Source organism: Variovorax paradoxus (genome assembly GCF_902712855.1).
In the GTDB taxonomy this organism is placed as follows: Bacteria; Pseudomonadota; Gammaproteobacteria; order Burkholderiales; family Burkholderiaceae_C; genus Variovorax; species Variovorax paradoxus_Q.
On sequence record NZ_LR743507.1, the window covers coordinates 3,523,232 to 3,535,872 of the forward strand.

9 protein-coding genes are annotated in these 12,641 nt (G+C 65.7%); all 9 read right to left on the reverse strand.

What is annotated here, in order from left to right:
• Positions 1-86 precede the first annotated feature (86 nt).
• Complete coding sequence (gene typA / locus AACL56_RS16100; protein ID WP_339090814.1) at positions 87-1,922, reverse strand: translational GTPase TypA; 1,836 nt, start codon at positions 1,920-1,922, stop codon at positions 87-89.
• Positions 1,919-2,905: a tRNA pseudouridine(55) synthase TruB gene (gene truB / locus AACL56_RS16105; RefSeq protein ID WP_339090815.1), complete on the reverse strand. Its 987-nt coding sequence runs from the start codon at positions 2,903-2,905 to the stop codon at positions 1,919-1,921. Before truB ends, typA begins: the two co-directional genes overlap by 4 nt.
• Positions 2,906-2,907: 2 nt before the next feature.
• On the reverse strand, positions 2,908-3,279 hold the full coding sequence (gene rbfA / locus AACL56_RS16110; RefSeq protein WP_007832256.1) for a 30S ribosome-binding factor RbfA: 372 nt from the start codon (positions 3,277-3,279) through the stop codon (positions 2,908-2,910).
• A 118-nt stretch (positions 3,280-3,397) separates the two neighbouring features.
• On the reverse strand, positions 3,398-6,370 hold the full coding sequence (gene infB, locus AACL56_RS16115) for a translation initiation factor IF-2 (protein ID WP_339090816.1): 2,973 nt from the start codon (positions 6,368-6,370) through the stop codon (positions 3,398-3,400).
• A gap of 24 nt (positions 6,371-6,394) precedes the next feature.
• A complete protein-coding gene (gene nusA / locus AACL56_RS16120) occupies positions 6,395-7,888 on the reverse strand; it encodes a transcription termination factor NusA (RefSeq protein WP_339090817.1) in 1,494 nt (497 codons plus the stop codon).
• A 16-nt stretch (positions 7,889-7,904) separates the two neighbouring features.
• Positions 7,905-8,546 carry a ribosome maturation factor RimP gene (rimP, locus tag AACL56_RS16125; protein WP_339090818.1) on the reverse strand — a complete coding sequence of 214 codons (642 nt, stop codon included), beginning with the start codon at positions 8,544-8,546 and terminating at the stop codon, positions 7,905-7,907.
• 176 nt (positions 8,547-8,722) lie between these two features.
• Positions 8,723-9,922, reverse strand: a complete 1,200-nt coding sequence (locus tag AACL56_RS16130; protein ID WP_339090819.1) for a YbfB/YjiJ family MFS transporter — start codon at positions 9,920-9,922, stop codon at positions 8,723-8,725.
• Positions 9,923-9,939: 17 nt separating this feature from the next.
• Complete coding sequence (locus AACL56_RS16135) at positions 9,940-11,556, reverse strand: dipeptide ABC transporter ATP-binding protein (protein WP_339090820.1); 1,617 nt, start codon at positions 11,554-11,556, stop codon at positions 9,940-9,942.
• A 14-nt stretch (positions 11,557-11,570) separates the two neighbouring features.
• Positions 11,571-12,611: an ABC transporter permease gene (locus tag AACL56_RS16140; RefSeq protein WP_339090821.1), complete on the reverse strand. Its 1,041-nt coding sequence runs from the start codon at positions 12,609-12,611 to the stop codon at positions 11,571-11,573.
• Positions 12,612-12,641 lie beyond the last annotated feature (30 nt).

Here is a 12,641-nt window from a genome sequence, read left to right on the forward strand (position 1 = left end):
AATCACCTGCAGCGCCAGCTTCGTGAAGAAGCCGCGCCGGAGGTGATCTCCAGCTCTCGCCCCCGCTTGCGCGGGAGCGTGTCCCGTCAGGCCTGCATGTCGCGGCTGGCGCGCTTGCGTTCGTTTTCCTTCAGGAAGCGCTTGCGCAGGCGAACGCTCTTCGGCGTGATCTCGACCAGTTCGTCGTCCTCGATGAACTCCACGCCGTATTCGAGCGTGAGGTCGATCGGCGGCGTGATCTTGATCGCGTCTTCCTTGCCGCTGACGCGGAAGTTGGTCAGCTGCTTGGTGCGCGTGGCGTTCACCACCAGGTCGTTGTCGCGGCTGTGGATGCCGACGATCATGCCTTCGTACACCGGATCGTTCGCCTTCACGAACATGCGGCCGCGGTCGTCCAGCTTGCCCAGGGCGTAGGTGAAGATTTCACCGTCGTCCATCGAGATCAGCACGCCGTTCTTGCGGCCGCCGATGTCGCCCTTGTGCGGCTCGTAGCTGTCGAAGATGTTGCTGATGAGGCCCGAGCCACGCGTCAGGTTCAGGAATTCGTTCGTGAAACCGATCAGGCCACGGGCCGGGATGCGGTATTCGAGGCGAACGCGGCCGCGGCCGTCCGATTCCATGTTGACCAGCTCGCCCTTGCGTTCGCCCAGCGCCTGCATCACGCCGCCCTGGTGGCCTTCCTCGATGTCGGCCGTGACCATTTCGATGGGCTCGTGCTTCTCGCCGTTCACGGTGCGGAACACCACGCGCGGCTTCGACACGGCCATCTCATAGCCTTCGCGACGCATGTTTTCCAGCAGGATGGTCAGGTGCAGTTCGCCGCGGCCCATGACTTCGAAGATGCCTTCTTCGTCGGTCTCGTTCACGCGCAGCGCCACGTTGTGCTGCAGTTCCTTCTGCAGGCGGTCCCAGATCTGGCGGCTGGTGACGAACTTGCCTTCGCGGCCGGCCAGCGGGCTGGTGTTGACGCAGAAGTTCATCGTCAGCGTGGGCTCGTCGACCTTCAGCATCGGCAGCGGCGACGGGTTGGCCGGATCGGTGATGGTCACGCCGATGCCGATGTCGGCGATGCCGTTGATCAGCACGATCTCGCCGGGGCCGGCTTCGGTCGACTGCACGCGGTCCAGACCCTGGAAGGTCAGCACCTGGTTGACTCGCCCCTTCACGGTCTTGCCGTCCGGGCCTTCCATGACCAGCACGTCGGTCATGGGCTTGAGCGTGCCCTGGCTGATGCGGCCCACGCCGATGCGGCCAACGAAGGTCGAGAAGTCGAGGGCCGAGATCTGCAGCTGCAGCGGCGCGGCGGGGTCACCCTTCTGCGAGGGCACGTGCTTCAGGATGGTGTTGAACAGGGCCGACATGTCGGGGCCCCACTGCTCGCCGGGCGCGCCTTCTTCGAGCGACGACCAGCCGTTGATGCCCGAGGCATACACCACCGGGAAGTCGAGCTGTTCGTCGGTCGCGCCGAGCTTGTCGAACAGGTCGAAGGCGGCGTTGACCACCTTGTCGGGGTTGGCGCCCGGCTTGTCGACCTTGTTCACCACGAGGATCGGCTTCAGGCCGAGCGCAAGCGCCTTCTTGGTCACGAAGCGCGTTTGCGGCATCGGGCCTTCCTGCGCGTCGATCAGCAGCACCACGCCGTCGACCATCGACAGCGCGCGCTCCACCTCACCGCCGAAGTCCGCGTGGCCCGGCGTGTCGACAATGTTGATGTGCGTGCCTTCCCAGGTCACGGCGCAGTTCTTCGCCAGGATCGTGATGCCACGTTCCTTTTCGATGGCGTTGTTGTCCATCACCGTGTCGACGACCTTCTCGTGGTCGGCGAAGGTGCCGGACTGGCGCAGCAGCTGGTCAACCATCGTGGTCTTGCCATGGTCCACGTGGGCAATGATGGCGATATTGCGGATTTGCTTGGTACTCATGGTGTCACTTCGGTCTGTTGTGCGTTCAAAAGAATTTGCTGGATTTCGATGGGGTTCAGCAAGCGCCCCGGGATCAGTTCGCCGGCCGTGATGTGGGCCGTGCCCAGAAAAGCGGCTGGCTCGGCGCCGAAGACGGCCACCTCGCCCGCGTCGGCCCAAGTGCCGCGACGCCGCAGGCCCGAGAGAAAACGTGCCGCATCTTCCGCGCCGAGCGTGACGCGGCTGTGGCCGTCCACCAGCACCTCGGCAGGCAGCAGCCGCGCCAGGCGCTCGTCTTCGTCCATGGCCTCGAGTGCTTCCAGCGTGACGCACTGCGCCTCGAGGAAGCCACCGGTGGCAATGCGCCGCAGCGAAGTCAGGTGGGCGCCGCATCCGAGCGCCTCACCGATGTCTTCGCCGAGCGTGCGGATGTAGGTGCCCTTGCTGACCTTTGCGACCAGTCTGATGGCCGACAACGCGTGCGCAGCATCGGCCTCGGCCGCTTCGATCATCGGCGCCACTTCGAGCCGGTGGATCACGACATCGCGCGGCGCACGCTCGATCTCGATGCCCTCCCTCGCGTACTCGTACAAGGCCTTGCCATCTTTCTTCAGCGCGCTGTGCATCGGCGGCACCTGGCGGATCGGGCCGGTGAACCGGGCTGCGACGCGCGCCAGGTCTTCGGGCACGACATGGACCGGCCGTTCGGCGATCACTTCGCCCTCGGCATCGCCGGTCGCGGTCTTGATGCCGAGGCGGGCCGTGGCTTCGTAGGTCTTGTCAGCGTCCAGGTGCAGCTGGCTGAACTTGGTGGCCGCGCCAAAGCACAACGGCAGCACGCCCGTCGCAAGCGGATCGAGCGTGCCGGTGTGGCCCGCCTTTTCCGCACGCAGCAACCACTTGGCCTTCTGCAAGGCCTGGTTGCTGGAGAGTCCCAGCGGCTTGTCGAGCAACAACACCCCATGCACAGGGCGCCGCTGCACCCTTGTGCGTGGCGCGTTCATGGTTAGTCGTCTTTCGAGCGCGAAGCGACGGCCTGCGCGATGAGCGCGTTCATGTCGGCCGCACGCTCGGTGGTACGGTCGAACAGGAAATGCAGCGTGGGCACGGTGTGGATGTGCAGACGCTTGAACAGGCCGTTGCGCAGGAAGCCTGCGGCCTGGTTGAGCGCTTCGGTGGTTTCGTCCACGTCACCCGTGAGCAGGCTGAAGAAGACCTTCGCGTGCGCATAGTCGGGCGTGACCTCCACGGCCTGGATCGTGACCATGCCCACGCGCGGATCTTTCAACTCGCGCGCGATCAGCTCCGTCAGATCGCGCTGGATCTGGTCGGCAACCTTGAACGCACGGTTGGGAGCGGCAGCTTTTCTTTTGGGCATTTGATCAATCACTGGCGTCGCGACATCGGGCTCGGTGCAATGCGCGCCGTCGCTGACAGTACTTCAGGTACGCCAGGACGGCTGCAACGCGGCAACGTGCTCGATATCGCGGCGCGCGTCACAACGTACGCGCGATCTCCTTGATTTCGAAGAATTCGAGCTGATCGCCCTCTTTGATGTCGTTGAAGTTCTTGAGCTTGATACCGCACTCGAAACCTTCGCGGACTTCGCGCACATCGTCCTTCAGACGCTTGAGCGAGTCGATCTCGCCGGTGTAGATCACCACGTTGTCGCGCAGCAGGCGGAAATGCGCGCTGCGGTTGACGGAACCCGAGGTGATGTAAGAACCCGCGACAGTACCGATCTTCGATGCCACGAACACCGTGCGGATCTCGGCCGAGCCGATGACTTCCTCGCGGCGCTCCGGTGCCAGCATGCCCGACATCGCGACCTTGATCTCGTCCACGGCGTCGTAAATGATGCTGTAGTAGTTCAGCTGCACGCCGTTGTTCTCGGCCAGCTTGCGCGCACCGGCATCGGCACGCACATTGAAGCCGATCACCACGGCCTTCGAGGCGATGGCGAGGTTGATGTCGCTTTCGCTGATACCACCCACGCCGGCATACACCACCTGCACCTTCACCTCGTCCGTCGCCAGCTTGAGCAGCGATTGCGACAGCGCTTCCTGCGAGCCCTGCACGTCGGCCTTGATGATGATGCGCAGCGTCTGCACCTCGCCCGCCGACAGGTCAGTGAACATGTTCTGCAGGTTCGCGGCCTGTTGCTTGGCGAGCTTGGTATTGCGGAACTTGCCCGCGCGGTACGTCGCAATTTCGCGCGCACGGCGCTCGTCGCTCATCACCATGAATTCGTCGCCTGCCTGCGGCACTTCGGTCAGACCCTGGATCTCGACTGGAATCGACGGACCGGCGGCCTTCGTCGGCTTGCCGTCCTCGTCCAGCATGGCGCGCACGCGGCCATAGGTCGAGCCGGCCAGCACCACGTCGCCGGTCTTGAGCGTGCCGGACTGAACCAGCACGGTGGCGACCGGGCCGCGGCCCTTGTCGAGCTGGGCTTCGATGACGAGGCCCTTGGCGGCGGCATCCACCGGCGCCTTGAGTTCGAGAACTTCAGCCTGCAGCAGCACCTGCTCGAGCAGGTCGTCGATGCCCTGGCCGGTCTTGGCCGAAACGCCGACGAAAGGAACGTCGCCGCCGTACTCTTCGGGCACCACCTCCTCGGCCACCAGTTCCTGCTTCACGCGGTCCAGGTTGGCATCGGGCTTGTCGATCTTGTTGATCGCGACCACGATCGGCACACCCGCAGCCTTCGCGTGCTTGATGGCTTCCTTGGTCTGGGGCATGACGCCGTCGTCCGCCGCCACCACCAGGATCACGATGTCGGTGGCCTGCGCGCCGCGCGCACGCATGGCCGTGAAGGCCTCGTGACCCGGGGTGTCGAGGAACGACACCATGCCTCGCTCGGTTTCCACGTGATACGCACCGATGTGCTGCGTGATGCCGCCGGCTTCGCCCGCGGCCACCTTGGCGCGGCGGATGTAGTCCAGCAGCGAGGTCTTGCCGTGGTCGACGTGACCCATGACGGTCACCACCGGTGCGCGCGGAAGGGCTTCCGCCGTTTGCGCCGACACGTCTTCGTCGGTGAAGGCTTCCGGATCGTCCAGCGCGGCAACCACCGCGGTGTGGCCCATTTCCTCCACCAGGATCATGGCGGTGTCCTGGTCCAGCGACTGGTTGATGGTCGCCATCTGGCCAAGCTTCATCAGCTGCTTGATGACCTCCTGCGCCTTGACGGCCATCTTGTGTGCCAGCTCGGCCACGGTGATGGTTTCAGGCACGTGCACTTCGAGAACGCGCGCCTCGACCGGTGCGGCCGGCACGTGCTGCTCGTCATGACCACCGCGGTCGTTGCCACGGCGGCCACGCGGTCCGCCGCGCCAATTGCCGCGGCCCACGCCACCGCTCGCGTCGCCGCGGGTCTTGATTTCCTTCTTCTTGGCAGGATCGCCGGCCCAGCTCGAGGAGAGCTTCGCGGACTTGACTTCCTTGCCGGCACCAGCGGCGCCGGGTGCTGCGGCAGCGCCGGGTGCTGCAGGCGCGCCTGCGCGTGCAGCGGGGGCCGTCGGCTTGTGCAACGTACCCTTGACCGCAGCCTTCTCGGGTTGCGGCCTTTCGGGCGCCTTGTGCGGCACCAGCACACGGGCCGGTGCGTTCATCATCGCGCGGATAGCCTCGGCTTCGGCGAGGGCCTTGCGGCGGCGCTCGTCGAGGTCCTTGGCGCGCGCGGCTTCCTCGTCGGCACGAGCCTTCGACTCCGCGGCGGCCTTGGCCTTGGCGTCTTCCTTGGCCTGGTTGGCGGCATTCTGCGCAGCCAGCTTGCTGTCGGCGGCCTGCTGCTCGGCGGCAGCGGCGGCAGCCGTCACGGCGGGCGCAGGCGCAACCGCCGGCTTTGCGGGCGTGTTCTTCGCGTTTGCAGCGGCAGCCGCCTCGGCCGCGGCCTTCTTCTCGGCGGCGGCGCGCGCAGCTTCCTGCTCGGCCTTTTCGGCTTTTTCCGCCTTTTCGGCCTGCTCGCGTTCACGGGCTTCGGCTTCTTCGCGCAGGCGGCGCTTCTCGGCCAATTCCTCTTCCTGGCGGCGGATCAACTCTGCCTGGCGGCGTGCTTCTTCTTCACGGCGAGCCAGTTCGGCCTCGTCGATACGGGGAGCAGCCGGCGCAACTGCGGTCGCCTCGGCACCCTGCGAACTCGTCTCGGGCGTCGCGGGGTGACCGTCATCGCGCTGGATGAAGGTGCGCTTCTTGCGCACCTCGACCTGGATGGTGCGGGCGCGGCCGGTGGCGTCGGCCTGCTTGATCTCGCTGGTCGACTTCTTGGTCAACGTGATCTTCTTGCGCTCGGGCTCGACAGTGCCGTGGCTGGCCTTGAGGTGGCCGAGCAGGCGCTGCTTGTCGGCTTCGGTGAGCGCATCGGTGACGGCCGCCTTGGGCACGCCTGCGCTCTTGAGCTGGTCAAGCAAGGTTTCGGGAGTCTTCTTGAGCTCGTTCGCGAACTCGGCGACAGTGGTACTGGACATATTGGTTTCGTGCCTCCATGACCGTCACTCTTGGCCGGCGAACCAGTGTTCGCGGGCTTTCAAGATGAGGGCTTTGGCGTCATCGGCGCTCTGGCCGGTGATCTCGGTGAGTTCATCGACCGCGAGGTCGGCAAGGTCGTCACGGGTATTCACACCCGCTTCGGTCAGCTTCGGAATCAGCTCGGGGTCGAGACCCTCGAGGTCGTGCAGGTCTTGCGACACCTGCGACTGGCCCTCGACGCCTTCTTCCTTGGCGATTTCCATGGTCAGCAGCGCATCCTTGGCGCGTGCACGCAGCTCGTTGATGGTGTCTTCGTCGAACGCCTCGATCTCGAGCATTTCGGAGATCGGCACATAGGCGACCTCTTCGAGGCTGTTGAAGCCCTCGGAGATCAGGATGTCGGCGATCTCCTCGTCGACGTCGAGCTTTTCCATGAACAGCTTGCGGCTGGCGTCGGTTTCGCTGGCCTGCTTCTGGGCCGACTCGTTCGCGTCCATGATGTTGATCTTCCAACCCGTCAGGTCGGAAGCGAGGCGCACGTTCTGGCCGCCGCGGCCGATGGCGATGGCGAGGTTTTCCTCGTCGACCACCACGTCCATGGCATGCTTCTCTTCGTCCACCACGATCGACGACACATTGGCAGGGGCCAATGCACCGATCACGAACTGTGCCGGGTCTTCGCTCCACAGAACGATGTCCACGCGCTCGCCAGCGAGCTCGTTGGTCACGGCGTTGACGCGGGTACCGCGCACGCCGACACAGGTGCCGATGGGATCGACGCGCTTGTCGTGCGAAAGCACGGCGATCTTGGCACGCGAACCGGGGTCGCGGGCGCAGCTCTTGATCTCGAGCAGGCCTTGCTCGATCTCGGGCACTTCCTGGCGGAACAGTTCGATCATGAACTCGGGTGCCGAGCGCGACAGGATGATCGGCGCGCCGCGCAGCGTCAGGTCGACCTCCATGATCATGGCGCGCACGCGGTCGCCGTTGCGCAGGTTTTCCTTGGCGATCATCTCGCCGCGGCGCAGGCGGCCTTCGACGCGGCCAGCCTCCACGATGATGTCGCCCTTGTCCAGGCGCTTGACGGTGCCCACGAAGATCTTGTCGCCGCGCGACATGAAGTCGTTGAGCAGCATCTCGCGCTCGGCGTCACGGATCTTCTGCAGGATCACCTGCTTGGCGGCCATGGCGCCGATGCGGCCGATCGGCACCGAGTCGACAGCCTCCTCGATGTACTCGCCGACCTCGATGTCCGACATTTCTTCCTTGGCTTCGAAGAGCAGGATTTCCTGGTCGGGCAACTGCAGGCCGGCCTCATCCGGAACGACATGCCAGCGGCGGAAGGTTTCGTAGTCGCCGCTGTCGCGATCGACCGAGACGCGGATGTCCACGTCGCCCTGGTGGAGCTTCTTGGTGGCTTGCGCCAGCGCGGATTCGACCGCGCCGAAGACCACGTCACGTTCGACGTTCTTCTCGCGCGAGATCGCATCCACCAACATCAACATTTCGCGATTCATGCCACCACTCCTCTAGTCAGTCCGGAACCTGCGTTCCGTCGTCAATATCCGAAAAACCCGGTTGGGTTTTGGCCTTGCGGCCCTTGAAATCCACAATGGGCGCGAGCCGCGCGTCGCGCAGCTCGTCCAGAACGAAGCCAAGCGCATGCAACGGTGCAGGCGCGCGCTTCTTGCTCACTTTTTGTCCGGGCTTGGGCTCGGGCGCGTCACTCCAGACGATCTGCCAGCCCTGGGCGCCGCCGCCCTGCTCTGCGGCCCGCTCGAGCGTTCCGCGAAATTTCTTGCGGTTGGCAGACACCTGGCCCGCAGCCGCCGCACCCATGGGCGCCTTGAGGGTGATGTCGATCACCTCGCCCACGAAACGCTCGAAGTCCTGCTCGTTGCGCAACGGACGATCGATACCCGGCGAGGACACCTCGAGCCGTTTGTAATCGACACCGTCCACCTCGAGCGCAAACTGCAGCTGACGCGTGACCTTCTCGCAGTCCTCGACTGTGACGAAAGGCTCCGGAATGCCGGCAGCCACGTCTTCGGAGGTGGGGGCCGTCCAGGGCAAATCAATCGTCACGCGCAGCAATCCCCCGGCCGAGCGCTCGATCTCGACCAGGTCATAGCCGAGACCGGCCACGGTTTGTTCAACTATTTGCTGCAATGCCACGTGTTCGAAGGTGCCTTTTAAATACGGGGACCGAGTCACCCGCCCGCCACGGATGCCAGTTCGCTGGAATTCTGAGAATGAATAGACCAAAAAAAACGGGCGGTTGGTACCCGCCCGTTTGGTCGTGAGCCTCGAATTATATGCTATTCGGGTAATAAATGAAGGGGCTTCGGCACTCAAATGGCATTCGGGCGACGAGATTTGGACCAGACCCAGGCGAACAATACCGCGCCGAGCGCCAATGCCGCCGCCGCGACCAGCAATGGGACCTGGAATGACCCGGTTCGCTGCGCCAGCGGTGCGGCGAACAGCGGGCCGATGATCTGTCCCACCCCATACGACGCCGTCGCGTAGCCGATCAACCCTGCCGCTGCATTGCCCCGCAACCGGCGCGCGTCCCGCATCGCGAAAAGCGTGATGGCAGTGAACGGCATGCCCAGGAGCAGGCTGCCGAGCGCGAAGCCGCCGATGGTGGGCCACGCGACCGAGAACACCACCCCCAGCGCCTGAAGCCCGTAAGCCACAGCCAGCAGCAAGCGGTTGTCCCAATGCGTCGGCGCCCGCGCGCCGATCAGCGCGCCCGGAATGATGGCCAAGCCGAAGAGCGGCCAGAACAGATCGGGCCACGACGACCCAGGCAATGCCTGCCGCGCGATCACCGGCAGAAAGGTCGCGGTGATGATGTACCCGAATCCTGCAAGGCCATAGAGCGCCACCAGCCACATGGCGTCGCTGCGGTCGGCAGCCGAGCCCGCCGGCCTCGCTACCGCGGGCGTCGCTGGGGCGCCACCGCTCGGCGGCACGCGTTCGCCGTCGTCAAACACATGCCAGATGACGGCGATCAGCACCAGCGCCAGGATGCCCAGCCCGATCCATCCTGCCTCGGAGCCCCACCGCCCGAGCGCACCGCCGAGCAGCCCGGTCATTGCGATGCCGATGCCGGGACCCGTGTAGATCACGCCCGCCAGCGTCGGCGCATTCGTCTCGGCCAGCCGCCGCAGCCCCCACCCGGAGGCGAACACGAAGACCCAGGCGCTCATCACGCCGGCCGCGGTCCGAAGCACGCCCCAGCTCGCGAAGCTGTGCAGCACCCCCATGCCGACCAGCAGGGCCGCCGTGGCCAGCAGTCCGCCGCGCACCATGCTCGAGGCCTTGAAGCCGATGGCAGCGCAACTCACCGCCCCCAGGAAGTAGCCCAGGTAGTTGAGCGACGCCAGGACGCCGCCAGCCGCCAGTTCGAGCTTTCCTTCGTGCAGCATGATGGGCAGCATGGGCGTGAAGGCGAAGCGTCCCAGGCCCATGGCCACCGACAGGGTGACCATGCAGGCCAGCGCCGCGCGCCACGCCCCGCGCCGGTCGCGTCCGATTTCCGACATTGCTTTGCAGACTCCGTTTATTCCAGCAGCGCAGCGGCCACCAGTTTTTTTGTATAGGGATGCTCGGGCGCATCGAGCACGCGCTCGACCGCCCCGTTCTCGAGGATGGCGCCGTCCTTCATCACGATGACCTGGTGCGCCATGGCGCGAATCACCTCCACGTCGTGCGTGATCAGCAGGTAGCTCAGGCCGCGCTCCCGCTGCAGGCGCTGCAGCAGCGCCAGCACCTGCTTCTGGATCGTCACGTCGAGCGCGCTGGTCGGCTCGTCGAGCACCAGCAGTTGCGGATCGACGATCAGCGCTCGCGCGATCGCCAGCCGCTGGCGCTGACCGCCGGAAAATTCGTGCGGATAGCGGTCGAGCAGCGACGGGAACTGCGCTTCAGTGAGGCCGACGTCGGCCAGTGCCGCGACCGAACGGCCGCGGCGTGCCTCGGCATCCATCTGCGGCTCATGCACGCGCAGGCCCTCGCCCACGATCTGCTCGACCGTCATGCGTGGCGACAGCGACGAGAACGGATCCTGAAACACCACCTGCATCACGCGCCGCAGGCCCAGGTCCGACACGCGGTCGACCGCCCAGGCCTTCCCGTCTACCTTCAGTGCACCCTGATGCGGCAGCAGTCCCAATGCGGCCAGCGCGAGCGTCGACTTGCCCGAGCCCGACTCGCCCACCACGCCCAGCGTCTCTCCCGGCGCGATGCGGAAATCCGCGCCCTGCACCGCGACGAACTCCCCTTTTCGGAACCATCCGCCGATGCCCGGTTTCGGCACCGGATAACTCACCCGCAGTGCCCTGGCCTCCAGAACCGGCGCCGCGCCGCCTGCCGGCACGGCCGCCACATTGCGTTCGGGGTGGCTGTCGATCAGCTTGCGCGTGTAAGGGTGCTGCGGCGCCTCGAACACCGGCGCCACCGTGCCATGCTCGACGATATGCCCGCTTTCCATGACCGCCACGCGGTCGGCGAAACGGCGCACCAGGTTCAGGTCGTGCGTGATCAGCAGGACGGCCATGCCGTGCTTGCGCTGCAGGTCGGCCAGCAGGTCCAGGATCTGCGCCCGCACCGTGACGTCGAGCGCCGTGGTCGGCTCGTCGGCCAGCAGCAGGCGCGGCTTGCAGGCCAGCGCCATGGCGATCATCGCGCGCTGGCGCTGGCCGCCCGAGAGCTGGTGCGGAAACGCCTGCGCGCGCCGCGCCGGCTCCGGAATTCCAGTGTCGGCCAGTAGTTGCACGGCCGCCGCCTGCGCGGCGCGGGCCGAGAGCCCTTCGTGCAGTTCGAGCACCTCGGCGATCTGGTCGCCCACGGTGTAGAGGGCGTTCAGGGCGGTCATCGGCTCCTGGAAGATCATCGCGATCTCCTTGCCGCGGATGCCGCGCAGCTGGCGCTCCGGAATCGATAGCAGGTCGCGCACGTTCTGCGTGCGTTCGCCACCGAAAAGTCTCGCGCTGCCGGTCACGTCGGCGTTCTGCACCAGCCGCAGCAGCGACAGCGCCGTGACCGTCTTGCCCGACCCCGACTCGCCGACCAGTGCCAGCTTCTCGCCGGGCGCGATCTGGAAGTCGATGCCGTGCACGACCTCCTTGCCGCCGAACGCGACGCGCAGGCCCTTCACGTCGATCAAGGGTGAATTCATCGTGGTGCCGCCCGTCATCTGTCTGCCTTGCGCGGATCGAGCGCGTCGCGCAGCGCGTCGCCCATGAATGTCAGCAGCATCAGCGTGACGACAAGCACGCCGAAGGTGGAAATCGAGATCCACCAGGCGTCGATGTTGGCCTTGCCCTGGTTCAGCAGTTCGCCGAGCGACGGCGTGCCCGGCGGAACGCCCAGGCCCAGGAAGTCGAGCGAAGTCAGGGCCAGAATGGCTGCGCTCATGCGGAACGGCAGGAAGGTGACGACCGGCACCATGCTGTTGGGCAGGATGTGGCGCCACATGATCTGCAGGTTGCTCACGCCCAGCGCGCGCGCGGCGCGCACGTAGTCCATCTGGCGGTTGCGCAGGAATTCGGCACGCACGTAGTCGGCCAGGCCCATCCAGCCGAACAGGCTCAGCAGGATGAGCAGCAGCGCGACACTGGGCGCGAAGATGGCGCTGAAGATGATCAGCAGGTAGAGCTCGGGCATGGAACCCCAGATCTCGATGAAGCGCTGGAACGCGAGGTCGGTCTTGCCCGCGAAGTAGCCCTGTACCGCGCCCGCCGCCACGCCCAGCACGGTGCCGATGGCGGTGAGCGCCAAGCCGAACAGCACACTCACGCGGAAGCCGTAGATCAGTTGCGCCAGCAGGTCGCGGCCGCGGTCGTCGGTGCCGAATAGGTTGTCGCCCGTCGGCGCGGCCGGGCTGGGCGACTTGGCGAAGTAGTTGAGCGTCTTCGGACCATAGGGATTGGGCGCATAGATCGCCCAGTTGCTGCCCTGCGTGATGCGCTCGCGGATGAACGGATCGAGGTAGTCGGCCGGCGTTTCGAAGTCGCCGCCGAAGGTCTTCTCGGAGTAGTCGCGCAGCACCGGGAAATAGGTCTGACCCTCATAGCGCAGCACCAACGGCTTGTCGGTGGACAGCACCTCGGCGAACAGGCTCAGCACCACCATGATGGTGAAGATCACCAGGCTCCAGAAACCGAGCCGGTTGCGCTTGAATCGAAGCCAGGCGCGGCGGCCGGGCGAGATGTGGGCAGGCGCGCTCACCATGGGTGCGTCGGTTCCGTGGGCACCGCCGTG